Genomic DNA, 23,919 nt, shown 5'->3' on the forward strand with positions numbered 1-23,919 from the left:
TCGCCAGCTCATTATTCTAAACACCCCCATTCCAATGAATGGGGGTGTTTTTTTATTGTGTGGAATTTATTCCTACAATTCTTTAAATATTAAAATTAATTCAAATTATAAAGAAATAAAGCTACTCTAAAATTATTTAACTAATTAGAAATTTAATATGCAATGGACCGTAGTTAAAACTTTCTCGTTTCCTTATGAGGCACAAATTGCAAAGACTCAACTAGAAGCATTTGGAATTCCTGTTTATATTGAAAATGAGCATACAATTAATATGGATTGGTTTTATTCTAATGCTTTAGGTGGGGTTCGTTTGTTAGTTCCAGAGAACTATGTTGATGAAGCAAAGTCATTTCTTGAAAAAGACTTTAGTGACGAGCTTGAACAAAAGTTCGGGGAGAATCAAGAATATTGCCCTAAGTGTGGAAGCTCGGATATAGAAGTTAATAATAAAGGAAAAAAATCTGCCTTTTTAGCGTTTATGTTTTTCGGCCTACCTTTATTTTCTTTTAGAAATGGTAATAGATGTAAGCGTTGTGGACACTTTTGGAATTAAATATATAGTAAAAGATTATTGATTATCTTAATTATGGAACCTAATGTAGAGATATTGAATTTAGTTCTATCTCTGTAATTAATGTTCTAGGCAGAGAAGAGCTAGATATTAAAGAAAGAAAATCTATTATTTTGAGGATGTTAAGTTTAAGAAATATAAGGACTTATCCATGACAACTAAAAACCAGTTATCTCCAGAACAAATAGAGGTTTTAATTGAACTATTAAAAAATAGATTTGCAAAGAACACACATCGTCATCAAGAAATGAATTGGTTGGATGTGCAAAATAAACTAATTAAAGATCCTGATAAATTGCGATCATTGCTGGAAATGGAAAATACAGGAGGAGAGCCTGATGTTATTGCTTATGATCAGCAGAAAGATGAATATTTATTTGTAGATTGCTCTCTTGAGACACCTAAAGGTCGTAGAAGCCTTTGCTATGATCGCGAGGCCCTAGAATCTAGAAAAGATCATCCTCCAAAAAATAGCGCAATAGATGTAGCTAAGGAAATGGGAGTTGAGCTTTTAACAGAAGAGCAATATTACCAATTACAAGAAATTGAAGAGTTTGATCTTAAAACATCAAGTTGGCTCAAAACCCCAAATGAGATTCGTAAACTAGATGGAGCACTTTTTGCTGATCGTCGATATGGCCGTGTCTTTATTTATCATAATGGAGCGCAGTCTTATTATGCTGCCCGTGGTTTTCGTTGTTGCTTAAGAGTATAGGCATTGCATTGTATTTGAATAAAAAGAAGAGGCTTTGATGTTTTATGCCAAGAAAATGGAGATTCTTGCAACTTTTGATTGATGGCAAACATGACAAGATATGTTCTGGAATTAAATAAAAACATCAGGACATCTGTAGAAATGCAATTAAACCCAATTTACTATAATGAACAACATATTGCTTTTGCTGATAATGTTCGTCGTTTTGTACAAAAAGAAATGGCTCCTTTTGTTAATGAATGGGATGAGGCAGAGACTTTCCCAAGAGATCTATATAAAAAGGCTGCTGAAATTGGTCTATTAGGCTTAGGTTTTTCTGAGGAATATGGCGGTATTCCTGATGCAGATCCATTTTATTCATTACTGGCTGGTGTAGAAATGGCAAAAGCTGGTTCGGGTGGAGTACATATTTCACTCATGGTACACACAATTGGGGCACCACCGATTCAGCATTTTGGAAGTGAGGAGTTAAAGGCTAGAGTCCTGCCAGGTATTATTTCTGGTGAAAAGATTTCAGCATTGGCGATTACAGAACCGGGCGGAGGGTCAGACGTCGCTGCATTACAGACCAAGGCTGTCAGAGACGGTGATTATTATATTGTTTCTGGTGAGAAGACCTTTATTACATCGGGGATTCGTGCAGACTACTATACAGTTGCAGTACGAACAGATCCGACAAAAATGGGTGCTGAAGGTATCTCAATGTTGCTAGTTGATGCGCACAGTGAGGGAATTACTAAGACACCTTTAAAGAAAATGGGGTGGTGGGCTTCAGATACAGCACATTTGTATTTTGATCAAGTACGAGTCCCTGCATCAAATTTACTGGGTAAAGAAAATGCCGGTTTTAAAGTGATTATGAATAACTTTAATATGGAGCGGTTTTTCTTAGGTGTAGTGGCTTATGGCTATGCATTGGTGTGTTATGAAGAAGCTTTGGATTGGGCACAGCAGCGCAAGACCTTTGGTAAGCGATTGATTGATCATCAAGTAGTGCGTCATAAATTGGTGGATATGGCAACACAATTGACCTCAATACGGGCATTACTTGAAGAAACTGCATGGAAAATGACTCAGCCGAAGTTACAAGGGCCTGAGTTGGTGGCACAAATTTCAATGCTTAAAAATGTTGCTACTCGCACTATGCAATTTTGTGCTGATGCTGCCGTGCAAACTTTAGGTGGTATGGGCTTTATGCGTGGGACAAAATCTGAGCGTATTTACCGTGAAGTGAAGGTGAATATGATTGGTGGCGGTGCTGAAGAAATTATGAAAGATTTGATTAGTAAGCAGCTCGGTTACTGATATTATGGATTAGGTGGTTTTGTACTGCCTAATCTTCTTCGAGTATTAGTTGTAACGGATCAACCCATTGTTCGTTTAAAATTGCCCATCTCTCATGATCTTTCCAAGTTTTTCCGCCAACACGAAGATATTGGCGAGAAAAGCCTTCTTTTATGAAACCGGCATTGGCAACCAGTTGAATTGACGCGATGTTGTCAGGTTGTATATTCGCTTCAAGCCGATGCAAGTTTAGTTTTTCAAAGGCCTCTTTGAGCAATAACTTTAGCCCTCGTTTCATGTAGCCACGACCTTGATAGGGGTGGAATGCTTCATAACCCAAGTAAGCTGAATAGAAATGACCTCTAATGATATTAGAGATATTAAAAGTTCCTACAATACTGTGATCTTGAGTTAAGCAGACAAAATAGCGGTGCTCTTGTTCTAGATATATTTGAAAGTCGGCTGGTGGATATGTCCAAGGTTGGTGTAATTGAACACTACGTTCATAGGCTGCTTGAATCTCTACAAGGTCAATTTTCTTGGGTTTACGCAAATAGACTAAACTCATTTTAATGCCATCTCCCAGACCATTTCAGTCAATTCATCAATTTTGACTTTCCCTTCGGATTTATACCACGTCACAGTCCATGAAATCGCACCGCCAATCAAACGTCGCCAAATAAATGCATCATGTTTGACTTTACCTTGTGCGCGTAACTTTTCGATGATGTCGAGCCAGATTTGCTCATATTCATTACGCATTTTTAAAAGGTAATCCTGTTTTTCTTTGGACAGCGCAAACCATTCGTATACCAAGACGGCCATGGCTGCACCAGTATCTCCTGTAATTGAGATGAGTTCGGCTTTAATAAGAGCACGCAATTGTTGTTCTGGATCTTTTGTCTGTGTAGCGGCATCTGTTAAACGGGCAAGATTATAAATGATGGTTTGTTCCATTACATGAGCAAGGATGTCATCTTTACTTTTGAAGTGGTGGAACAAGCTGCCAGATTGAATACCAATGAATTGAGCGAGTTCACGAACTGTAGTTTTGTCATAACCTTGTTTATGAAATAGGTATGCAGCACCTTGTAGTAGACGTCCACGCGGGCTGTCATCAAAACAGGAGATATTGGGAATCTGTTCAATTGAGGTAGCAATCATACGAAAACGTGAACCTGTAAAAAATATGAATCGAAATATTCACCAAATCTCAGTACATTTCTAAACATGATTGAGTTTGGAAGTTTTAGTCATTACTACAATAACATTTTGCACTTTACAAACCAAGCGCTTGCTTGGTATGGTTGAGCGTAATTTTTATACAGAATAATGAGAAATGAAATGACAAGTAATCAGCAGGATGATGGGCGTGTCGTAAAAATAGGTTGTGCCTCAGGTTTTTGGGGGGACACCAACACTGCGGCTTTCCAATTGGTGCATTTAGCCGATATTAATTACTTAGTCTTTGATTATTTGTCAGAAATCACCATGTCGATTATGGCAAAAGCGATGATGGTCGAGCCAAAGCATGGTTATGCTTTGGATTTTGTCAGTCGGGTGATGGCACCTCTACTTAAAAAAATTGCAGAAAAAAAGATTAAGGTGATTAGTAATGCTGGTGGTGTTAATCCATTGGCTTGCCGCGATGCCTTGCAAAAAATTATTAAAGAGTATGGCTTAGACCTGAAAATTGCTGTGGTTTTAGGTGATGATCTTTTACCAAAACATGAGCAGCTTAAGCAGCGAAATATTCAGGAAATGTTTAGTGATGAACCTTTACCCGAACAAGTAGCGAGCAGTAATGCCTATCTTGGAGCAGTGGCTATTCGTGATGCTTTGGATTTGGGGGCAGATATTGTGATTACGGGCCGTGTCGTCGATTCGGCTGTGGTGCTTGCACCTTTGTTATATGAGTATAAATGGTCTTTAGATGACTATGGCAAATTGGCACAAGGTTCGTTGGCAGGGCATGTGATTGAGTGCGGTGCCCAATGTACAGGCGGCAATTTCACCGATTGGCATTTGGTACAAGGCTTTGACAATATGGGTTTTCCAGTGGTTGAAGTGAGTGAAGATGGTTCATTTGTTGTAACCAAACCACAGGGGACTGGTGGTCTGGTTTCAGCTGCTACGGTTGCTGAGCAAATTGTTTATGAAATTGGCAATCCTCAAGCATATTTACTACCCGATGTAATTGCTGATTTCAGCCACGTGCATTTAGAGCAAGTCGGGGAGCACCGAGTTCGTGTGACGGGTGCAAAAGGGCAAGCACCAACTACACAATATAAAGTCAGCGCGACCTATCTTGATGGTTATCGGGTTTTAGTGAGTTTCCTCATTGCAGGACGTGAGGCACCACAAAAAGCACAAGTCATTGCTGATGCGATTTTGACTAAGTGCGAACGTGTTTTAGCAATGCGCTCAGTGCCGCCATTTAGTGAAAAGTCTGTTGAAATTTTAGGTATTGAAAGTACCTATGGTGACCATGCCCAGGCTTTAAATAGCCGTGAAGTTGTGGTCAAAATAGCTGTGAAGCACATGTTTAAAGAAGCTTGTATGTTCTTTGCATCAGAAATTGCGCAGGCCTCTACCGGTATGGCTCCAGCCTTGGCTGGGATTGTGGGTGGTCGTCCAAAAGCATCGCCAGTTGTTAAATTATTTTCATTTTTAATTGATAAAAATCAGGTCCATGTTGAAATTGATCTTGATGGCCAACGCCACGCTGTTGAAATTCCTCAGAGCATATCTACACAACAAATCAATACTTTAGCAACTGGTGAAAGTGCAATGTATCAAGGAAATGAAATTGAAGTTCCTTTGATTGAAATTGCGCATGCTCGCAGTGGTGATAAAGGCAATCATAGCAACATCGGGGTGATTGCACGTAAAGCAGACTATTTACCGTGGATTCGTGCAGCACTGACTGAACAGGCTGTTGCAAGCTATATGCAACATGTTTTGGATGCAGAGAAAGGACGCGTAATTCGTTATGAGTTACCGGGTTTAAATGCGCTGAATTTTATGCTGGAAAATGCCTTAGGTGGTGGTGGTGTTGCAAGCTTACGTATCGATCCGCAAGGCAAAGCCTTTGCCCAACAGTTATTGGATATGCCTGTCAAAGTTCCGGCAAATCTTTTAGAAAAATAAAATGAATGGATGAAATAAAGATGAGTTATCAATCAATTTTTAGACCTGATGCTTTTGCTAATAAAGTGGTGATCGTGACGGGTGGCGGCTCTGGAATAGGCCGTTGTACGGCACATGAGCTTGCCGCTTTGGGTGCGCAAGTGGTGATTACAGGCCGCAAAATTGAAAAACTGGAAAAGGTGAGCCAAGAAATTATAGAAGATGGCGGTTTAGTCCATTCTATCGTCTGTGATAACCGTGAAGAAGAACAAGTCAAAAATATGATTGCCGAGGTGATTGAAAAATTCGGTAGATTGGATGGTTTGGTGAACAATGCGGGCGGTCAGTTTCCATCTGCCTTGGAAAGTATTTCTGCTAATGGTTTTGATGCCGTTATACGTAATAACTTGCACTCAACATTTTACCTGATGCGTGAAGCTTATAACCAATGGATGGCAAAACATGGCGGCAGTATTGTCAATATGACTGCCGATATGTGGGGTGGTATGCCGGGAATGGGGCACTCGGGTGCAGCACGTTCAGGGGTGGATAACCTTACTAAAACAGCATCGGTTGAATGGGGTAAATCGGGCGTTCGAGTAAATGCTGTTGCACCGGGGTGGATTGTGTCATCAGGGATGGATAATTATAGCGGTGATTTTGCCAAAGTGATTATTCCAAGTCTTGCTGGCAATGTACCATTAAAACGTATGGGAACAGAGTCTGAAGTTTCATCGGCAATTTGTTATTTACTCTCTGATGCCGCAGCTTTTGTGTCCGGTGTAACTTTGCGTATTGATGGTGCTGCATCGCAAGGGACACGCATGTATCCACTAGCCGAAGCGACAAATAGTCAGTCTTATAATGGTTTCCATCGCGCGTTTATTCCTGAAATTTTTAAAAAAGATAAAACTGAAAACGTCGAGCACAACAATAATTCAGGTTTGGAGTGAGGAATAAAAATGACCATTCTTCAATCCGAAATTACTGTTGGTAGTGAACAGTATCAAAAGAATAAAGAGGCACTGCTTGCTCAGCTGAGTGAAGTCCGTGCAATTCAACAAAAAAGCATTGATAAGTCTTATGCTGCCAGAGCGAAGTTTGACAAGAAAGGCAAGATTTTGCCGCATGAGCGTGTACGGTTATTACTCGATGTAGATTCTCCTTTTATCGAACTATGCGGTTTGGTTGGCTACAACATGCATGATGATAAAGATGGTTCGGAAGCTGGTGGTGGCGTAATTGCCGGCATTGGTTTTGTCAGTGATGTGCGCTGTTTGGTCTCAGCAAGTAATAGTGCAATTAAAGGTGGGACCATGTCTCCTATGGGTGTACAGAAAACACTGCGTTTGCAAAAAATTGCTTTGGAACAAAAACTCCCGCTGATTACGCTGACCGAAAGTGGCGGTGCCAACTTAAATTATGCAGCTGAAGTATTTACATATGGCGGTATGACCTTTGCCAATCAAGCACGTTTATCTGCGGCAGGTATTCCACAACTTGCAGTGGTACATGGGAATGCAACGGCAGGAGGAGCTTATCAACCAGGTCTTTCGGATTATGTCATTGCTGTACGCAAACAAACCGAAATGCTTCTTGCAGGCCCCCCGTTACTTCTGGCTGCCACGGGTGAAGTGGCTACAGCGGAGGAATTGGGCGGTGCAGAAATGCATGCGCAGGTCGCTGGAACAGCAGAATATTTGGCTGAAAATGATGCTGATGGTATTCGACTTGCACGTGAAATTTTTGAACATCTGAACTGGAAAGAACAAATCAAATCAGTTGAAACGACATATAAAGAACCTCGTTATGATACCGAGGAACTGTTGGGTGTGATTCCAAACGACCCCAAACAACCATTTAACATGAAAGAAGTGGTTGCGCGCATTATTGATGATTCAGATTTTCTAGAATTTAAACAGGAATATGATGATTTAACGGTATGTGGTTGGGCAAAAATTGGTGGTTTGCATATTGGTATTATTACCAATAATGGTCCGATTACGCCTCAAGGAGCGGCGAAAGCAGCTCAGTTTATACACCTGTGTGAGCAGACTAAACGTCCATTATTGTTCTTGCATAACACCACAGGTTTTATGGTGGGAACCGATGCTGAACAAAATGGCATTATCAAGCATGGCTCGAAACTGATTCAAGCTGTTGCGAATTGTACCGTACCTAAAATTTCTATTGTTGTGGCAGGCTCATATGGTGCAGGTAACTACGCGATGTGTGGTCGGAGCTTATCGCCAGATTTTATCTTTGCTTGGCCAAATTCGCATGTTGCTGTCATGGGATCTGCACAGGCTGGAAAGGTGCTACGCATTGTGGCAGAAGGAAAACAAAAAGCTTCTGGTCAGGAACCGAATCCGCAAATGCTCGATTTTCTTGAGCAAAGCACTGCGATGAAATTGGAGCAGCAATCTACCGCGCTTTTTAATACGGCCATGTTACATGATGATGGCATTATCGATCCGCGAGATACCCGAAAATTATTAATTTTCCTTTTACAGACAATTTATGAAGCACAGCAACGAGAGCTAAATCCAACCCGTTTTGGTGTGTCCCGTTTTTAATCAACCTTTACCGCAATTAAAAAAATTAATAGGAATAACACAATGAAATTTACTGCTGAACATGAAGCATTACGTCGCACAGCACATCAATTTGTTCAAAATGAGCTGAATCCACATATTCCGGAATGGGAAGAAGCAGGGCAATTCCCAATTCATAATGTATTTAAAAAGATGGGCGATCTCGGCTTATTAGGGATTTGTAAGCCTGAAGAAAATGGCGGTTTGGCTCTAGACTATTCTTATAACCTTGTGGTTGCCGAAGAAATTGGTCGTGCAGCGTGTGGTGGTGTGCCTTTAGCTATTGGTGTACAAACGGATATGGCAACACCTGCTTTGGCGCGTTTTGGCAGCAAAGAATTACGTGATGAGTTTTTAACGCCAGCCATTGCTGGAGAATATGTTGCCTCAATTGCGGTATCGGAAGTGCATGCCGGTTCGGATGTGGCAGCCATTAAAACAACTGCTAAAAAGGAGGGCGATGACTATGTCATTAATGGCAGCAAAATGTGGATTACCAACTCCTTGCAGGCTGATTTCTTTTGTCTTTTAGCCAACACATCTGATGATAAACCTCACGTTAATAAGTCGATGATTATTGTACCAGCAAACACTAAAGGGATTAGTTTTTCAGAACCGCTGAATAAATTAGGTATGCGTTCAACAACGACCGCTCAAGTTTATTTGGACAATGTCCGTGTACCTCAGCGTAATCTGGTGGGTGTTGAAGGTATGGGCTTTATGATGCAGATGATGCAATTTCAGGAAGAGCGCCTATGGGCTTGTGCCAATGCCATTGGCGGGTTGGAAAATTTAATCCAAAAGACCATCGACTACACCAAAGAGCGTACCACTTTTGGTCAGCCACTCATTAATAACCAATATATTCATTTCCGTTTTGCTGAACTTATGACCGAAGTGGAAGCGCTTAAAGCATTAACCTACCAAGCGTGTGAACAGCACATTGCGGGTGAAGATGTAACCAAGCTGGCTTCTATGGCAAAACTCAAAGCAGGACGTTTAACTCGTGAAGTTGCTGATAGCTGTTTGCAATATTGGGGCGGCAATGGCTTTATGTGGGATAACCCTGCATCACAGTTGTACCGTGATGGTCGCTTAGGATCTATTGGTGGTGGGGCAGATGAGATTATGTTGGGGATTATCTGCAAACTTATGGATATCTTGCCAAAAAAACAAAAATAAGGAATCAGCCATGACACTTTCGACTTCTCTACAAGCTATAGATATTGATGACAGCATTCAATTGGAACAAGACGGCAGTATTTTATATCTCTGGTTAAATCGACCGGAGAGCCGCAATGCCATGAACTTGAATATGGTGAATGCCATTCAACAAGTTTTTACTGCCATTCGTGATGACCTTTCAATTCGTGCAGTGATTATCCGTGGTGAAGGCGGGTCTTTTTGTGCAGGTGGTGACATTAAAGACATGGCGGCTTTGCGTGTTGAAGCAGCCAATGTTGGTAGCTTACAACCTTATGTGGATTTTAATCGTCGTTTTGGCGCCATGCTTGAGCAAGTCGAAGCTGCACCGCAGACTGTTGTGGTGATTTTAGAGGGTGCGGTGTTAGGTGGTGGTTTTGGTCTGGCTTGTGTTTCAGATGTTGCGATTAGCCGTGACAATACTCAGTTTGGTTTACCTGAAACAGGGCTTGGGGTGATTCCTGCGCAAATTGCTCCTTTTGTGGTGAAACGTATTGGCCTGACTCAGGCACGCCGACTTGCTTTACTCGGTATGCGTTTTGAAGGACATACTGCACTGAGTGTTGGTGTGGTTCATCAAATTGCACATAATGAAATCGAACTTGAACAAGCTTTACAGGAAACCATTCAGCACATTAAACGAGCAGCACCAGAGGCTTCGCGTGTAACTAAAGCATTGTTACATCGAATGCTCAATGAAAATTTAAATGAATTGCTTAATGATGCTGCACAGCAGTTCGCTCAAACGGTTGGTGGTGCTGAAGGACAAGAGGGAACGATGGCTTTTATCCAGAAACGATTGCCAAATTGGGCCGATGAGTCATAAGCGATAAGGATAAAAATAATGAAATTTTCAAAAGTACTGGTTGCCAATCGTGGTGAAATTGCAGTTCGAGTTATGCAGACAGCCAAAGCCATGGGCTATCAGACTGTCGCAGTTTATTCCGATGCTGACCGTCATGCTCGCCATGTGCAAGAGGCGGATGAAGCTGTTTATATCGGTGCTTCAAAAGTATCGGAGTCTTATCTCTCTATCGCTAAAATTATTGAAGCTTGCAAAAAAACAGGGGCGGATGCAGTTCACCCCGGTTATGGCTTTTTGTCGGAAAATACTGAATTTGCTCAGGCGTGTATCGACAATCAGATTACCTTTATTGGGCCAACCGCTTCAGCAATTGAGTTAATGGGCAGTAAACGCCTCTCCAAAATTGCCATGATCAAAGCTGGTGTTCCTTGTGTGCCAGGTTATGAAGATGAGCGACAAGACCTTGAATATTTGGCTACACAAGCAGAGCAAATTGGCTTTCCTTTGATGGTTAAAGCTTCTGCGGGTGGCGGCGGTCGTGGCATGCGTTTGGTACAACAAGCATCTGAATTGATTGAGGCATTACAAACAGCACGTTCAGAAGCTGAAAATGCCTTTGGTTCAGGCGAGCTTATTTTAGAAAAAGCAGTCATTGCTCCGCGCCATGTCGAAATTCAGGTTTTTGGCGATACACATGGCAACTATGTGTATTTGTTTGAGCGCGATTGTTCGATCCAGCGTCGTCATCAGAAAGTTGTTGAAGAGGCACCGTGTCCAGTGATGACGCCTGAACTACGCCAGCAAATGGGTGAGGCTGCAGTGGCAGCAGCGAAAGCATGTGCTTATGTGGGGGCAGGGACAGTTGAATTTTTGCTAGATGCATCGGGTGCATTTTACTTTTTGGAGATGAATACTCGTTTGCAGGTAGAGCATCCGGTCACTGAACTTATTACAGGATTAGACTTGGTTGAATGGCAGTTACGTGTTGCCAATGGTGAACAGTTACCTTTAAAACAACATGAGTTGACCTTAACTGGACATGCAATTGAAGTGCGTTTGTATGCAGAAGACCCGCGTCAGGATTTTTTGCCTCAAACTGGTCAAGTCTTACGCTGGAAGCCTGCAAATTTGCCAAATGTACGAATCGATCATGGCATGTTAGCAACTGATGAAGTCAGTCCATTTTATGATCCGATGGTGGCGAAGGTGATTGCATACGGTAAAACCCGTGAGGATGCAATTCGTTTATTGGCGCGTGCCGTCGATGACTGTGTTTTTCTGGGTGTAAATAGCAATAAGCAGTTCTTGGTCAATTTACTGCGTCATCCAGTTGTTGTGGCCGGTGATACCAATACCGCATTTATTCAGCAGCATTTTCAAGATGATAGTAGTCTAAATAAGCAGGTTTTATCTTTAGAAAGCTTAGCCATTGCTGCAGCATTATTTAGCCAAAGTAAAGGAACTGGGGCATGGCAAACAGGTCTTGGCGTGCCCTTACCTTTGAGGTTGAAATGTGATGATCAGAGTATCCAATTACAGCTTTCATCTGTAAATAACACGTTTACGGTACAACTCTGTGAGCAAACCGTAAGTATTGAGGTTGTTGAAAAAACAGCAGAACAATTGATCTATCTGTTGAATGGCGTGCGCCGCCGTGTGCAATACGTATTGGATGGAGAGCAGCTTTATTTAGATCAGAATAATGGTAATGTTCTGATTCGCAATGTGACTTATACAGCACCAGAAGTTGCCGATGTAGCCGGTGATGGCAAAATTCGTGCGCCCATGGATGGCGCTGTGGTGAATATTTTGGTCAATAAAGGTGATCAAGTAATGAAAGGCCAAACTTTATTAGTTCTTGAGGCCATGAAAATTCAGCAACAGATTAAAGCTGATGTTGATGGTGTAGTGAAAGAGGTTTTAGGCCAGCAAGGCCAGCAAGTAAAAAAAAGGCAAATGTTATTTACTATTCAAATCTAATAAAAATACCGTTCATATAGAGCGGTATTTATTTTAAATGAGGAGTCCTGATTTATTCGCCATCAGCTTCCGCAATTAACAGACTTGCTTTTTTTAGACTATATAATAGTTGTCCTAAAAGAACCTCTTTATTGCTTAGCGTAACCATAACCATCGGGTGATGAACAGCAGGAATAGCGGTCAGAATAGCTTTGCCATTATCTGCATCTAAAGTAATGTTGTTACAACCAGTGAGTTGAATCTCTTTTAAAAATGCAGTGACCATTGCCAAAATTGAGCTACTCACTGCTGCTAATTTTGTAGTGTTACGGTAGTTTTTATGACTTACGGTCGCTAATTCAAAACCATCAGAAGAGCAAATCATCACAAAGTCTACACCTCGTGTATTCATCAAAATATTATGAGCTTCATTTTTTGCAAGTTGTAGTAACTGTGTTGGAGCGGTTCGTTTTTGAGCTGGGATACTAAGCATGATCATTCCCTTGAGATATTTGGCCTACCTTAATTTCAAGTGATGCAATTAATGATTCAACCATCATTAAAATTTGTTCTTCCTCACGTGCATCAATAAAAAACAACGGATACGGTAATCCTTTTGCTTTTATCCAATTGCGATATTGTTGAAGTGATGACTCTTTATTTTCGTCAACATGAGTAATACCAATCGCAATATTATCATTGTAATTTTTAAAGGTTTCTAAGTAGCTTTCTAGCTCAGCAATTGGGTTCGAACTATTATGATCTAATAATAAAATAACACCGATTGCACCTTCACAAATGACCGACCATATAAAATCAAAACGGCTTTGTCCCGGGGTGCCATAGAGTCCGATTTTGATTCCATCATCTAAAGTAATTTCACCATAATCAATGCCTACAGTGGTCTGGGTTTTCTGGTGGCTCTGTACATCAGTGTTGAATGCTTCTGTTTCCAGAATTGGAATTTCAGATAGCGATTTAATCGCTTCTGTTTTACCTGCCCCCATACTACCTGCAAAGACAATTTTATATTGCTGTATAATCATAACTTCCCTTAAAGACCAAAACGCCGTCTAATCTTCCCTATAAAATTTTTAAAAAAATGATTGTCTGTATTTGAATTTTCTAAATAAAAATTTGGTGTGTAAGCACATTTATTCGCAGAAATAAATTTTCCATTATTTGCCATTAAGCAAGCTGTAACAAAGTGCAAGACATCATCAATTGACATGTTAAGCTGGTTAGCCACATCAGTAATTTTTGCTCCCTGTATAAAGCAAGCAGAGAGTTGTAGGCTCACTTTTCTATATTCTTTTTGATAGGGTTGTGGCCAATAGTCAATTTTAAAATAACTATCCTTCGAGGCTAGATTCTCAAAATTGTTTGAAGTCCAAATCAGATTCCATAACCAGTCTTGTACATAATAATCTTTTTTACGAGAAACCTTAGTAAAATCAGATGTTTTTGCAAAAGCAAAGTTAAAGCTCATATTAGTTTGTGTTTTTTGACGAGAGGGCTCCAACCAAGCAATTTGAGTTCTATTATCAATAATCGCTAAAGTACCTTTATCATCAAAGATGTGTAGCCTAGGGTTTTCTGAACTGTGCAAATTCCTTATAAATTTATTATCAATGAATGGAGACTCATTTGATAAATCAGAAACTACAGCAAAGTTTTTCTGATCTAAAGAGGACAATAAATTGTCCTCTAGCCATTCTAATAGAGGTTCGGTTTTTTCTACTGGTAGATGTAAGGTGTGTTCATAAATAGAATTTCTATTTTCTGAAGCTGTTTTCGTAACTTTTAAATAAAGAAATTTTTTCTTGTGAAGAATATTTTGAATATTATCTGCATCAAAAAAGTTTTCGTTAATGATTAATAAGTCAATATGATTACTGGAAATATTAACCCAGTTAATACCATATTGATTTGATATTAGATTGCGGATTAATATTTTTAATTCATCTGAAACTTTTAAGCTTAAACCTGAAACTGCAATATTTATGCAATGACTATCCATAGTATCATTTTAAATTTTTATAAATTGATATAATGATTTTTTATGCTCTTTATAATGAATATAAAGAGCATAAACTAAATCACTTAACTGAAATCGAGCTCTTTTTCAAATGACTTTAACTCATGACGAGCCATAGCCAAATTTGATTTGCTACGGTCGAGTACTAAGTAAAGGAACAAATTATTATTACTTTCTAAAGGTCGAATTAAATGGTAAGCCTTACCTAAGGTAATTAAAATATCCTCAATATTATCATTTAACTTCAATGCATTAGCTACATTGCGCTTTGCGCGAATGACTTCTGTATTACCAGCAGCAGCCAATTCTAAATCAATTTCCCCACCACCTTGTGTTGCAAGTGACAATCCACTTTCTGAATCAACAAGTGCAGAAGCAATAAAACCATCAATTGTCGTTAAGCTATCTAAAGAAAGTTTAGCCATTTTTTATCTCTCAGGATTCTAAAATTATATTTACTACTTTTTCCTAAAAGTAGCTGAAATTCATTATATTTTTGCTCAATTTGAAGTCAATAAATTAAATAAAAAGTAAAATTGTTGTTTTGGGAAATAAGTGACACAAAATGTCAGGCCATAGAAAATATTATAAGATTATTTTTACGTTTTAATTTTAATACTGTGCTGAGTTTAACATTATATATTTTAAAATCTGGATAAAATAATTGTAATAGAATATTAATAAAATACTTGTAGATAAAATGTTCCAATTTTAATAATAAAAAAGGGGAAATAATGAATTCCCCTTTATAGCAATAATTGAACTAAACGAGCTGCGTATAAATACAATATAAGTAACCCAAAATTGCTAAAGCAACGACAGGGGCAATAATCTTTGACCATGTAGGTACAGAAATCTCGGTAGTTTGTTCTTTAATATGCAAGTCTTCGTGATGAGGTTGGGCTTGATGAACCATTTGATTGAACTCCTTCATTGTTGTATCCAATGATAGCTCTTCTTGTTCCACAGGTTTAGAACCAACTAATTCATTTAGGTGGTTTGTTAACCAAACCCAATCTTCAGCTTGACCTGATAAGTGTTCGATCTGACCTAAAATTAATTCTTTTAAGCCGTTATGCCCAAAACCACCTGTTTCATCGAGCTGATTAAGTTCTGCTAATTGCAAAGTTAAAATTTCAGAAATACTGTGTTCTAGTTCTGAATTTTTTAAAGTCGACTGATTATGTTTAGAAGTTGTTAAATGACGAGCAACTTCTTGAATATAGAGTGGGTCTGAGGTTTTGATTTCTTGATAAATCTTATTGTCATTCTGACGCCATAAACTAATTAGTTTTCCAAGCGCAAGAATATTCACCTCATCAATCAGTTTATTTTTTTCATTAACTGGATATTGATTTAAAAGCTGAGGCTTTTGAATTTTTATCTGCTCAGCAAAGTATTGGACTAAATCAAATGCCATGCTTTCTTCCTCTAATATTTAATCTAAAATTCTTAACGATGGTTTTTTCTTGGTTGATGTTGTTTCAGTTGCTTCTTGTACTTCTGACTCTACTGTATTTTCTACAGGTGTTACATTGGCATATTCTTCAGGATCAAAGAATAAACCTTGTCCGTTCTCACGTGCGTAAATCCCTAAAACTGCTTGAATAGGGACATAAATATCTTTTGACGCCCCGCCAAAACGAGCAGAAAAAGTAATGGCTTCATTGGCAATAAGCAATTGATGAACAGCATGAGGGACAATATTTAAAACAATTTGACCATCTTTAACAAATTGTTGCGGAACGTCGGTATGCGGTTGTGTCGCATCAACTAATAGATAAGGAGTCAGTTGGTTATCACAAATCCATTCATAGATTGCACGAGCAAGATAAGGACGTGTAGGGGTTAAATCAATAGTTTGCTCAGACATATCACGCTATTCCATATTTAATAGTTCATTGTAACGGTTTTTCTCTTGAGGCGTCATTGATTTAGCAAAAGAAGGCCGTTCAAAGATACGTTTACAGTACAAAAATATAGGGCGACAGTGCTGTTTGGGTAAATCAATGCCCATGCTATTTAATCTTAAAAAGATAGGGGCAAGCATGCAGTCCAAGATTGTAAAACTCTCAGACATGAAATACGGAAAATGCTGAAATAGGGGAGTAAGTGAAATCAATGTTTCACGTAGTTCTTTTTGAGCTTTTTGCTTTTGTTCGAGATTTAGAGAATCTGCATGTTTTAACATGTCATCTGCTAATTTGAACCAGTCATTTTCAAGTCTCCAGATATACTGACGCTGTTCTGCACGCATCATAGGAGCATCGGCATAAAGCTTACTTTGACGATAACGATCATCTAAATATTCAGCAATGATAGGGGCTGAAAATAATTTAAGATTTTGTTCGACCAACATTGGTAATTGGTTGTAAGGATTTAAGCTGGCTAAATCTTCGTCTTCATGGTCAGTTATGATCAATTGATATTTGATTTGTTTTTCTGCTAATAAGAAACGAATCCAGTGAGAACGGAAATCATCAGCATGACTGTAAAGGGTAATCCCCTGAATAGAGGTGTTTTCGACCGACATATCACAAGACGACGTGGTTGAGTGAATCGATTAGGATACTAAAAATGCTCTAGGAAATCACGGTTCTAAAGAGATAGTTTGTTTATATTTATAAGTTTGCATTTTATGGTTCTATTTTCATAATAAAAAAGCCTTGGAAAAATCCAAGGCTTTTTGTCCAACTCGATAAACGAATTAACGTTTAGAGAATTGAGGACGCTTACGAGCTTTACGTAAACCAAGTTTCTTACGTTCAACTTCACGAGCATCACGAGTAACGAAACCAGCTTGACGTAGAACAGGTTTTAAAGTTTCGTCAGCAGCGATAAGCGCACGAGTAATACCGTGACGGATCGCGCCAGCTTGACCACCGATACCACCACCTTTAACAGTAATGTAAAGGTCAAACTTTTCAGTAACTTCTAAAAGTTCTAAAGGTTGACGAACAACCATACGAGCAGTTTCACGACCGAAATATTGCTCTAAAGTACGGTTGTTAATAACGAGTTTACCTGTACCAGCTGACAAGAAAACACGTGCAGTTGCGGTCTTACGGCGACCTGTACCATAATTAGTAGCCATGTGCTGTATCCCTTAGATGTCCAAAACTTGTGGCTGTTGAGCAGCATGCGGATGCTCAGTACCAGCGTACACTTTCATTTTTTTGATCATTGCATAACCAAGAGGACCTTTTGGTAACATGCCTTTAACCGCTTTTTCAAGAACAGCTTCAGGTTTGTGAGCGATTAACTTCTCGAAGTTAGTCTCACGGATACCACCAGGGAAACCAGTATGGCGATAATATTTCTTATCAAGTGATTTTTTACCAGTCACTTGAACTTGTTCAGCATTAATCACAACGATGTAATCGCCAGTGTCAACGTGAGGAGTATAAGAAGTTTTGTGCTTACCGCGTAAACGACGAGCGATTTCAGTCGCAAGGCGACCTAAAGTTTTGCCAGAAGCATCAACAACATACCAGTCATGTTGAACTTCAGCTGGCTTAGCGCTGAGAGTTTTCATTAAACCACTACCTATTATAGTTGGTTTGGACTATGGAATCTGTCCAAACAAAAGGAGCGAGCATTCTAAACGAGTTTGTCCAAACTCACAAGAAAAATCCAGTTTAAGCCATATAATTTAATCCATAAACTGATGAATGTCAGATATGTTAAAATCAAACAAATTCTTGTTATGTGTCTGGAGTGATTGTGCTGCCATTATATGTCACTTCCGGTGAGCCGGCTGGTATTGGTCCAGATATCTGTTTGAGCTTGGCTAAGCGGGTTGATGAACACCCTGTTGTTATCTTGGGTGACCGAGACTTATTAGAGCAACGTGCCCAAAAACTTGGGATCGATATTCAATTTATAGAATATACAGGACAGCCTGAGTCATCATCTCTGAATGAACTTTATATAGAGCATGTGCCTTTAGAAGCAGCGGTTATTGATGGTCAATTAAACCCAGCTAATGCTGCCTATGTATTAGAACAACTACGTCGTTCAGCAGATTATGCAATGTCTGGTAAAAGTGTTGGAGTAGCCACGGCACCCGTACAAAAATCGGTTATTAATGATGCTGGTATTTTGTTTAGTGGTCACACTGAATACTATCAAGAGTTTGCAGGTGTAGAGCGTGTCGTCATGATGCTTGCAACCAAAACTTTACGTGTTGCGTTAGCAACTACACATTTACCCTTAAGAGATGTAGCAGATGCGATTACCAAAGAGCGTTTGCATCAGGTCATTGATATTTTACTGTATGACTTAAAAACTAAATTTAAGATTACAAACCCATGTGTACTCGTGTGTGGCTTAAATCCTCATGCAGGTGAAGATGGTTATTTGGGTCGTGAGGAGATTGAGACCATTAATCCGGTACTTGAAAGTTATCGAGCACAAGGGATTAAAATGAGTTTAAGCTTGCCGGCAGATACCTTGTTTACTCCAGAACATCTTAAAAATGCAGACGCTGTACTTGCCATGTACCATGATCAAGGTTTACCTGTGTTAAAATCACAAGGGTTTGGTGAAGCCATCAATATTACATTGGGTTTGCCTTTCATTCGAACTTCGGTTGACCATGGCACTGCGTTGTCTTTGGCTGGGACTGGTTTGGCAAAAAGCTCAAGTTTAAATGTCGCTGTTGATTTAGCTTTATCTTTAGCAGCGAACTAAATTTTTCATGTTGGAAATGTTATATGTATCAAATTAATGCCCTAAACCCGAAAGATGAAGGGCATAAAGCTCGTAAACGTTTTGGTCAAAACTTCTTACATGATCAACGGGTCATTGCCAAAATTGTGCGCTCTGTAAGTCCGCGTACTGGTGACAATATTGTCGAGATTGGACCCGGTTTAGCTGCTTTAACGTCTCCTTTAATTGGGGAGTGTGATGCATTAACTGTAGTGGAGCTAGATCGTGACTTAGCTGCTGGGCTACCAGAACGTGTTCCACATCCTGAACGTTTGACGATTATAGAAGCTGACGCATTAAAATATGACTTTAGCGAACTGGTAAAAGATGGCCGACCATTACGTGTAGTCGGTAACTTACCTTATAACATTTCAACCCCATTACTTTTTCACCTCTTGGAATTTGGCAGCAAAGTTAAAGATATGCACTTTATGCTGCAAAAAGAGGTGGTTGACCGTATTACTGCTGAACCGAATACGAAAGAATATGGACGCTTGTCGGTAATGATTCAATATTACTGTCAACCAACATTTTTATTTGAAGTGCCGGCTGGTGCATTTAACCCACCACCTAAAGTAACGAGTGCTGTTTTCCGCCTTGTTCCTTATGATCAAAAGCCAATTACAGCAAAAGATGAAAAAGCTTTAGCTCGACTGGTTGCCCATGTATTTACTCAGCGCCGCAAAACATTGAGAAACAGTCTTAAAGGTATGATTGCAGAAGATGGCTTTGAAAAAGCTGGTGTTGATCCAATGGCTCGTCCAGAGACCTTAACACTTGCCCAATTTGTTGCTTTAGCCGATCAAATGGTGGCGTAAATGACTAAGCGTTTTAACTATGTTGTTGGCGATGTGCAGGGGTGTTTTGAAGCTCTAAAAGCCTTGCTTAAAGAAATACGTTTTGATCCGGATCAAGACTTTTTATGGTTTGCTGGGGATTTAGTCGCACGTGGTGAAAACTCAGTAGGGGCACTGCGTTTTATTAAAAAGCTTGCAGATCGTGGTGCTGCCGCAACTGTACTTGGAAATCATGACCTGACTTTAATTGCGGGTGCACGCGGTTTAAAAGAGATTAAAGAAAAAGATCGTACTCAAGACGTTATTGATGCGATTGATGGTGATGAATTAATCGACTGGTTACGTAAACAGCCATTATGTTTATTGCCAAATGAGCATACGATCCTTACTCATGCTGGCATACCTTGTATTTGGGATGCGCAAAAAACTGTAACGTTGGCAAAAGAGGTTGAGGCTGTACTCGCAAACGAAGATTTATCTGTATTGGATGCTTTTTTAGCAGACATGTATGGTTCAAAACCAGATTTGTGGGAAGATAACCTAACTGGTTCTGCGCGTTTACGTTGTATTACCAATTATTTGACTCGCATGCGTTTAACCAATGCCGAAGGGGCTTTAGAGTTTAGTTTTAAAGATTCTTTAGATGCACCAATGCCGGAATGTTATTTACCTTGGTTTGAATTTCCGAGCAAAGCGGCACAAACTCATCAGATTATTTTTGGTCATTGGGCTGCGCTCGAGGGCAGAACTATTGATGAGCAGATTCAGAATATCGATGGTGGCTGTGTTTGGGGCAGAAAATTAATGGCTTATCGACTTGAAGACAAAGAAATTTTTTCTGTTGAAAACCCTGTGCAAATATAAGCAAAGCAATGCTTTACTATGAACGTAAGATGAAGCTAGTAGCTGAGTTAAAAATAAAAAAGCCGCAGAAGCGGCTTTTTTATTGGGAACTATTATTCTACGCGAATCCAAATTTGATTACGTCCCAAAGCTGAAACTCCAAGATAACCACGCATATGTAAGCGTTTGCCAGTTGCACTGAGCTTTGCTTTAAGTCCGTAAAGTTTGCCAGTATTTGGATCTAAAATTTTACCACCAGTATAATTAAGTCCATCTGTCTGTTTTAAACCAGTTGCGATATCCAGACCTAAAATCGGTTTATTGGTATAGGGCGCAGGGCAGTTATCACAAATCTCTTTAGGTGTATAACCTGGGCGTGGTGTAACTTTGACAATTTTTCCGGCATATGTCCCGTTCGCTTCTTTTCGTATTTCTACCTGTGCTTTGGGCGCACCAGTTTTATCATCAATTGTTTGCCAAAGACCTGTAATATCTGCTGCAAATGTAGCAGTATTGATCCCCAATACGAGCAGAGCTCCAAGAAAAATTTTCCCCATAATTAAAAATCCTTTTAACATTGAAAGGTCATCTTATTGGGAATTGATAGACCATTCAACGTTTATTTAATCTACTTTTTTAATTATGGTGTTCCAAAAGACAACATTAATGTTGGTAGCCAAATTGCAGTAAATACACCGTTCAATGCCATACCAAATGCAGCGTAACGACCTGCAACAGGTCCACGTTGCCAAGCTTGAGCTGTTCCGATGGCATGTGCAGCTAAACCTAAGGCTAAACCTGATGCTCTCTCATCATGAATATGTTTAAGTAAGAATGGCGAGAATGCTGCGCCAATTACCCCAGACAAAATGACAATAAGGGTCACAAGTGTTTCAGGAGCATGTAATAAAGTTGCGATGTTCAGAGCAATTGGAGTAGTTACTGCACGGGTAGCAAATGCAAGAATGGTGGGTTCAGACATATGTAACAAATAAGCCAGCCCCATAGGTAGGGCAACGGCGCTAATACTTGCAAAAAGTAAAATACCAATGACCGATTTAATTGGAAGATCATCGTAACGCATTGCAGCTAAAGGAATGGCTAAGGCCACAGTGACATAACCTAATAGATGACCAAATAAGTCATTCACATAAAGACGATATTGCTCATATGGCACATGTAGAACTGCAAGTAAGCCAATTACAATAAACATGCCGAAAACTAAAAGTGGAACTTGCGGGAAAAGTCGGTTTAAAGGCTTTGCACACAGATAACCAATTAATGTGATCAAAAATCCGTAGAAAATCGTAAACATTTTATTCTCCTTATAACCAACGTTTTGCCATTTTTGCATAGACCCACAAAGGTATAAGGGTACTGACCACTAACACCAAAAGAAATAATGGAATTTCCTTACCCATATGTACAAGCATAATTAATGATCCTGCACAAATGGGCAAAAAAGCGAATCCACTTTCTTTCATGATTTTATTATTGGTATCCACTATTCGAAGTGGAATTTTTTTAAACTTTCTCCAAATCAGTAAAATAATAAGTAAGCTGATTAGACCGACCAGATTACCTAATTCTGGATGACCAAAAGCACGCATAACGACGACAGAGCCTTCACGAAAACCAATAATGAGTAGTAATGTGATTACCCATGCTGTCCAGTCTATACTTTTGATCTTATCCATATTTTTTATCTCTAAAAGTTTACTTATCAAGTTTTAACTGATCTCGCCCTTGATTTCAAACTCTTCCAAGGGACGTTTAAATTGACTTGCGTGTTCTCCCAATATTTCATCTAAGGGTAATTTTGCTTGGCGAATCAGCTTTTCTAACTTATGTGGTGCAATCTTCACATCAATATGTAATAAGCCAGCATCATCATAATGTTCAGACTCAATCACATTTAAGGCATAAAGTTGAGTACGTAATTTGCCATAAGCAGGCTTAAGCACGAGTGAAAACTTTTGAATTTGTCCCATTAAGCATTCTTGTACTGCTTTTTGGAGTAAATCTAGACCTTGACCAGAATGAGCTGAAACATACACTCGATCTGGGACGTGTGGCTCAGCATAAATGATTTTGGCCTCTTCACCGCTCAGGTCAATTTTGTTGTATACCCGAAGTACAGGAGCATCAGCGCCAATGTCTTTTAATACGCTTTCAACCGCTTCAATTTGATCAAGCATGTCATGGCTACTACTATCAATAACATGCAGTAAAAGGGTCGCTTCTAGTGTTTCTTCAAGTGTTGCTTTGAATGATTCGACCAAATCATGTTGTAAGTTTCGTACAAAACCTACTGTATCTGCTAGCACAACAGTACCGATACCATCCCAGTCTAAACGGCGTAGTGTTGGATCGAGTGTTGCAAACAGTTGATCGGCTGCGTAGACATCACTATTTGCTAAAATATTAAATAATGTCGATTTACCAGCGTTGGTATAACCTACTAATGAAACTGTTGGAATAGCTGCTTTTTGTCTTGCAGCACGACCTTGCATACGAGTCTGATGTACTTTGTCTAATTTATCTTTTAATTGGGTAATACGAACACGAATAAGACGGCGATCTGTCTCTAGTTGTGTTTCACCGGGACCACGTAAGCCGATACCACCTTTTTGTTGTTCAAAGTCGGCAGACCAACCACGAATAAGACGAGTAGATAAATGTTTAAGCTGAGCAAGTTCGACTTGTAGCTTACCTTCATGTGTACGGGCACGTAGCGCAAAAATATCTAAGATTAAGCCTGTGCGGTCAATAACTCGGCATTTTAATATTCTTTCTAAATTTCGTTCTTGAGCAGGTGATAAGGCATGGTCAAAAATAACCAGGCTCGCCTCTAGCTCCTGAACTTGCTCTGCAATCTCTTCAACTTTGCCTGAGCCAATGAAAAATTTAGGATTAGGCTTATTACGCTGAACCTTAATATGTTCAAGGATATCTGCACCAGCAGACTGTGCAAGTAGAGCAAACTCTTCGGCATCCAGATCATCTAATAATTGTACAGAAACACTCACTAAGATTGTGCGTTCACCGCCTTGATGCCGATCAACATATTCCACGTGGCTATAAATCCTGAAAATGGGAAAACTTTATTCTAGAGGAAACTTAAGCAAAAGGGGAAAGCGTTTGTTCTTATCCTTTAGATTAGTTATATGAGATTAGTCTAGTGTTCAGATTTATTTTATTTGCAGTTCTCTATCGTCAATGCAAGTTTATTACGAAACGTATAGAATGACTCGAGATGGGTATAACAATG

27 protein-coding genes are annotated in these 23,919 nt (G+C 39.5%); 12 read left to right on the plus strand and 15 right to left on the minus strand.

The window, feature by feature from the left end:
- Positions 1-157 precede the first annotated feature (157 nt).
- The 3 genes from KTI79_RS18135 to KTI79_RS18145 all read left to right on the plus strand — a co-directional run bounded on the left by KTI79_RS18135 (position 158) and on the right by KTI79_RS18145 (position 2,591).
- Positions 158-553, plus strand: coding sequence for a DUF2007 domain-containing protein (locus KTI79_RS18135; RefSeq protein ID WP_086265553.1), 396 nt, complete (start codon positions 158-160; stop codon positions 551-553).
- Positions 554-722: 169 nt separating this feature from the next.
- Entirely contained in the window at positions 723-1,286 is a 564-nt protein-coding gene (locus tag KTI79_RS18140) for a DUF4256 domain-containing protein (RefSeq protein ID WP_086265552.1), read from the plus strand.
- A gap of 141 nt (positions 1,287-1,427) precedes the next feature.
- Positions 1,428-2,591, plus strand: a complete 1,164-nt coding sequence (locus tag KTI79_RS18145) for an acyl-CoA dehydrogenase family protein (RefSeq protein WP_086265551.1) — start codon at positions 1,428-1,430, stop codon at positions 2,589-2,591.
- A 28-nt stretch (positions 2,592-2,619) separates the two neighbouring features.
- Here KTI79_RS18145 and KTI79_RS18150 read toward each other — a convergent pair whose 3' ends face one another.
- Both KTI79_RS18150 and KTI79_RS18155 read right to left on the minus strand, forming a co-directional pair.
- Positions 2,620-3,138 carry a GNAT family N-acetyltransferase gene (locus KTI79_RS18150; protein WP_086265550.1) on the minus strand — a complete coding sequence of 173 codons (519 nt, stop codon included), beginning with the start codon at positions 3,136-3,138 and terminating at the stop codon, positions 2,620-2,622.
- Positions 3,135-3,734 (minus strand): TetR/AcrR family transcriptional regulator, encoded by a 600-nt coding sequence (locus tag KTI79_RS18155; protein ID WP_068564889.1) that lies wholly within the window; start codon positions 3,732-3,734, stop codon positions 3,135-3,137. Before KTI79_RS18155 ends, KTI79_RS18150 begins: the two co-directional genes overlap by 4 nt.
- Before the next feature lie 180 nt (positions 3,735-3,914).
- Between KTI79_RS18155 and KTI79_RS18160 the strand changes: the two genes are divergently transcribed.
- The 6 genes from KTI79_RS18160 to KTI79_RS18185 are packed head-to-tail and all read left to right on the plus strand — an operon-like array spanning position 3,915 to position 12,281.
- On the plus strand, positions 3,915-5,720 hold the full coding sequence (locus KTI79_RS18160) for an acyclic terpene utilization AtuA family protein (RefSeq protein WP_086265549.1): 1,806 nt from the start codon (positions 3,915-3,917) through the stop codon (positions 5,718-5,720).
- A 20-nt stretch (positions 5,721-5,740) separates the two neighbouring features.
- Complete coding sequence (locus KTI79_RS18165; protein WP_199964147.1) at positions 5,741-6,652, plus strand: SDR family oxidoreductase; 912 nt, start codon at positions 5,741-5,743, stop codon at positions 6,650-6,652.
- A gap of 9 nt (positions 6,653-6,661) precedes the next feature.
- On the plus strand, positions 6,662-8,275 hold the full coding sequence (locus KTI79_RS18170; RefSeq protein WP_086375724.1) for an acyl-CoA carboxylase subunit beta: 1,614 nt from the start codon (positions 6,662-6,664) through the stop codon (positions 8,273-8,275).
- A 42-nt stretch (positions 8,276-8,317) separates the two neighbouring features.
- Entirely contained in the window at positions 8,318-9,475 is a 1,158-nt protein-coding gene (locus tag KTI79_RS18175; RefSeq protein ID WP_086265546.1) for an acyl-CoA dehydrogenase family protein, read from the plus strand.
- A gap of 10 nt (positions 9,476-9,485) precedes the next feature.
- Positions 9,486-10,322: an enoyl-CoA hydratase/isomerase family protein gene (locus KTI79_RS18180; protein ID WP_086265545.1), complete on the plus strand. Its 837-nt coding sequence runs from the start codon at positions 9,486-9,488 to the stop codon at positions 10,320-10,322.
- An 18-nt stretch (positions 10,323-10,340) separates the two neighbouring features.
- On the plus strand, positions 10,341-12,281 hold the full coding sequence (locus KTI79_RS18185; RefSeq protein WP_086265544.1) for an acetyl/propionyl/methylcrotonyl-CoA carboxylase subunit alpha: 1,941 nt from the start codon (positions 10,341-10,343) through the stop codon (positions 12,279-12,281).
- 52 nt (positions 12,282-12,333) lie between these two features.
- Here KTI79_RS18185 and KTI79_RS18190 read toward each other — a convergent pair whose 3' ends face one another.
- From KTI79_RS18190 to rplM, 9 genes are all read right to left on the minus strand, one after another.
- On the minus strand, positions 12,334-12,753 hold the full coding sequence (locus tag KTI79_RS18190; protein WP_086265543.1) for a roadblock/LC7 domain-containing protein: 420 nt from the start codon (positions 12,751-12,753) through the stop codon (positions 12,334-12,336).
- On the minus strand, positions 12,746-13,306 hold the full coding sequence (locus KTI79_RS18195; RefSeq protein ID WP_068564864.1) for a GTP-binding protein: 561 nt from the start codon (positions 13,304-13,306) through the stop codon (positions 12,746-12,748). The genes KTI79_RS18190 and KTI79_RS18195 overlap by 8 nt, the downstream gene beginning before the upstream one ends.
- A gap of 8 nt (positions 13,307-13,314) precedes the next feature.
- Positions 13,315-14,280, minus strand: coding sequence for a hypothetical protein (locus KTI79_RS18200; protein WP_086265542.1), 966 nt, complete (start codon positions 14,278-14,280; stop codon positions 13,315-13,317).
- An 83-nt stretch (positions 14,281-14,363) separates the two neighbouring features.
- Positions 14,364-14,723: a hypothetical protein gene (locus KTI79_RS18205; RefSeq protein WP_002117827.1), complete on the minus strand. Its 360-nt coding sequence runs from the start codon at positions 14,721-14,723 to the stop codon at positions 14,364-14,366.
- Between the two features lie 338 nt (positions 14,724-15,061).
- The gene (locus tag KTI79_RS18210) at positions 15,062-15,718 is read right to left on the minus strand and encodes a hypothetical protein (protein ID WP_086265541.1); all 657 of its coding nucleotides are present in this window, start codon (positions 15,716-15,718) and stop codon (positions 15,062-15,064) included.
- Positions 15,719-15,736: 18 nt separating this feature from the next.
- Positions 15,737-16,171 carry a ClpXP protease specificity-enhancing factor gene (locus KTI79_RS18215; protein ID WP_002117840.1) on the minus strand — a complete coding sequence of 145 codons (435 nt, stop codon included), beginning with the start codon at positions 16,169-16,171 and terminating at the stop codon, positions 15,737-15,739.
- Positions 16,172-16,177: 6 nt separating this feature from the next.
- On the minus strand, positions 16,178-16,831 hold the full coding sequence (locus KTI79_RS18220) for a glutathione S-transferase N-terminal domain-containing protein (protein WP_068564858.1): 654 nt from the start codon (positions 16,829-16,831) through the stop codon (positions 16,178-16,180).
- A gap of 174 nt (positions 16,832-17,005) precedes the next feature.
- Positions 17,006-17,392, minus strand: coding sequence for a 30S ribosomal protein S9 (rpsI, locus tag KTI79_RS18225; RefSeq protein WP_002048725.1), 387 nt, complete (start codon positions 17,390-17,392; stop codon positions 17,006-17,008).
- A 12-nt stretch (positions 17,393-17,404) separates the two neighbouring features.
- Positions 17,405-17,833: a 50S ribosomal protein L13 gene (rplM, locus tag KTI79_RS18230; RefSeq protein WP_002117832.1), complete on the minus strand. Its 429-nt coding sequence runs from the start codon at positions 17,831-17,833 to the stop codon at positions 17,405-17,407.
- A gap of 173 nt (positions 17,834-18,006) precedes the next feature.
- Between rplM and pdxA the strand changes: the two genes are divergently transcribed.
- From pdxA to KTI79_RS18245, 3 genes are read left to right on the plus strand one after another with little or no spacing between them, the layout of a single operon-like run.
- Positions 18,007-18,990: a 4-hydroxythreonine-4-phosphate dehydrogenase PdxA gene (pdxA, locus tag KTI79_RS18235; protein ID WP_086265540.1), complete on the plus strand. Its 984-nt coding sequence runs from the start codon at positions 18,007-18,009 to the stop codon at positions 18,988-18,990.
- Positions 18,991-19,013: 23 nt separating this feature from the next.
- Positions 19,014-19,826, plus strand: a complete 813-nt coding sequence (gene rsmA / locus KTI79_RS18240; RefSeq protein WP_005065242.1) for a 16S rRNA (adenine(1518)-N(6)/adenine(1519)-N(6))-dimethyltransferase RsmA — start codon at positions 19,014-19,016, stop codon at positions 19,824-19,826.
- Positions 19,827-20,669: a symmetrical bis(5'-nucleosyl)-tetraphosphatase gene (locus KTI79_RS18245; protein ID WP_086265539.1), complete on the plus strand. Its 843-nt coding sequence runs from the start codon at positions 19,827-19,829 to the stop codon at positions 20,667-20,669.
- A gap of 92 nt (positions 20,670-20,761) precedes the next feature.
- On the opposite strand, the gene KTI79_RS18250 is transcribed toward KTI79_RS18245, so the two are convergent.
- The 4 genes from KTI79_RS18250 to hflX all read right to left on the minus strand — a co-directional run bounded on the left by KTI79_RS18250 (position 20,762) and on the right by hflX (position 23,722).
- Positions 20,762-21,205: a DUF2147 domain-containing protein gene (locus tag KTI79_RS18250; protein ID WP_068564887.1), complete on the minus strand. Its 444-nt coding sequence runs from the start codon at positions 21,203-21,205 to the stop codon at positions 20,762-20,764.
- 83 nt (positions 21,206-21,288) lie between these two features.
- The gene (locus tag KTI79_RS18255) at positions 21,289-21,963 is read right to left on the minus strand and encodes an LrgB family protein (protein WP_086265538.1); all 675 of its coding nucleotides are present in this window, start codon (positions 21,961-21,963) and stop codon (positions 21,289-21,291) included.
- A 10-nt stretch (positions 21,964-21,973) separates the two neighbouring features.
- The gene (locus KTI79_RS18260; RefSeq protein ID WP_016143025.1) at positions 21,974-22,345 is read right to left on the minus strand and encodes a hypothetical protein; all 372 of its coding nucleotides are present in this window, start codon (positions 22,343-22,345) and stop codon (positions 21,974-21,976) included.
- Positions 22,346-22,378: 33 nt separating this feature from the next.
- Complete coding sequence (gene hflX, locus KTI79_RS18265) at positions 22,379-23,722, minus strand: ribosome rescue GTPase HflX (RefSeq protein WP_086265537.1); 1,344 nt, start codon at positions 23,720-23,722, stop codon at positions 22,379-22,381.
- Between the last annotated feature and the right edge of the window lie 197 nt (positions 23,723-23,919).

It is taken from the genome of Acinetobacter sp. WU_MDCI_Abxd143 (assembly GCF_025514195.1).
Lineage (GTDB): Bacteria > Pseudomonadota > Gammaproteobacteria > Pseudomonadales > Moraxellaceae > Acinetobacter > Acinetobacter pittii_H.

Bases quoted from the DNA above. Each gene is read 5' to 3' on its own strand.
- KTI79_RS18135 (WP_086265553.1), top strand. From the start codon at position 158: ATGCAATGGACCGTAGTTAAAACTTTCTCGTTTCCTTATGAGGCACAA.
- KTI79_RS18165 (WP_199964147.1), top strand. From the start codon at position 5,741: ATGAGTTATCAATCAATTTTTAGACCTGATGCTTTTGCTAATAAAGTG.
- KTI79_RS18170 (WP_086375724.1), top strand. From the start codon at position 6,662: ATGACCATTCTTCAATCCGAAATTACTGTTGGTAGTGAACAGTATCAA.
- rsmA (WP_005065242.1), top strand. From the start codon at position 19,014: ATGTATCAAATTAATGCCCTAAACCCGAAAGATGAAGGGCATAAAGCT.
- KTI79_RS18150 (WP_086265550.1), bottom strand. From the start codon at position 3,138: ATGAGTTTAGTCTATTTGCGTAAACCCAAGAAAATTGACCTTGTAGAG.
- KTI79_RS18250 (WP_068564887.1), bottom strand. From the start codon at position 21,205: ATGGGGAAAATTTTTCTTGGAGCTCTGCTCGTATTGGGGATCAATACT.
- rplM (WP_002117832.1), bottom strand. From the start codon at position 17,833: ATGAAAACTCTCAGCGCTAAGCCAGCTGAAGTTCAACATGACTGGTAT.
- KTI79_RS18215 (WP_002117840.1), bottom strand. From the start codon at position 16,171: ATGTCTGAGCAAACTATTGATTTAACCCCTACACGTCCTTATCTTGCT.
- KTI79_RS18245 (WP_086265539.1), top strand. From the start codon at position 19,827: ATGACTAAGCGTTTTAACTATGTTGTTGGCGATGTGCAGGGGTGTTTT.
- rpsI (WP_002048725.1), bottom strand. From the start codon at position 17,392: ATGGCTACTAATTATGGTACAGGTCGCCGTAAGACCGCAACTGCACGT.
- KTI79_RS18190 (WP_086265543.1), bottom strand. From the start codon at position 12,753: ATGCTTAGTATCCCAGCTCAAAAACGAACCGCTCCAACACAGTTACTA.
- KTI79_RS18180 (WP_086265545.1), top strand. From the start codon at position 9,486: ATGACACTTTCGACTTCTCTACAAGCTATAGATATTGATGACAGCATT.
- KTI79_RS18205 (WP_002117827.1), bottom strand. From the start codon at position 14,723: ATGGCTAAACTTTCTTTAGATAGCTTAACGACAATTGATGGTTTTATT.
- KTI79_RS18140 (WP_086265552.1), top strand. From the start codon at position 723: ATGACAACTAAAAACCAGTTATCTCCAGAACAAATAGAGGTTTTAATT.
- KTI79_RS18200 (WP_086265542.1), bottom strand. From the start codon at position 14,280: ATGGATAGTCATTGCATAAATATTGCAGTTTCAGGTTTAAGCTTAAAA.
- KTI79_RS18260 (WP_016143025.1), bottom strand. From the start codon at position 22,345: ATGGATAAGATCAAAAGTATAGACTGGACAGCATGGGTAATCACATTA.
- KTI79_RS18220 (WP_068564858.1), bottom strand. From the start codon at position 16,831: ATGTCGGTCGAAAACACCTCTATTCAGGGGATTACCCTTTACAGTCAT.
- KTI79_RS18160 (WP_086265549.1), top strand. From the start codon at position 3,915: ATGACAAGTAATCAGCAGGATGATGGGCGTGTCGTAAAAATAGGTTGT.
- KTI79_RS18175 (WP_086265546.1), top strand. From the start codon at position 8,318: ATGAAATTTACTGCTGAACATGAAGCATTACGTCGCACAGCACATCAA.
- KTI79_RS18195 (WP_068564864.1), bottom strand. From the start codon at position 13,306: ATGATTATACAGCAATATAAAATTGTCTTTGCAGGTAGTATGGGGGCA.
- KTI79_RS18255 (WP_086265538.1), bottom strand. From the start codon at position 21,963: ATGTTTACGATTTTCTACGGATTTTTGATCACATTAATTGGTTATCTG.
- KTI79_RS18155 (WP_068564889.1), bottom strand. From the start codon at position 3,734: ATGATTGCTACCTCAATTGAACAGATTCCCAATATCTCCTGTTTTGAT.
- KTI79_RS18145 (WP_086265551.1), top strand. From the start codon at position 1,428: ATGCAATTAAACCCAATTTACTATAATGAACAACATATTGCTTTTGCT.
- KTI79_RS18185 (WP_086265544.1), top strand. From the start codon at position 10,341: ATGAAATTTTCAAAAGTACTGGTTGCCAATCGTGGTGAAATTGCAGTT.
- KTI79_RS18210 (WP_086265541.1), bottom strand. From the start codon at position 15,718: ATGGCATTTGATTTAGTCCAATACTTTGCTGAGCAGATAAAAATTCAA.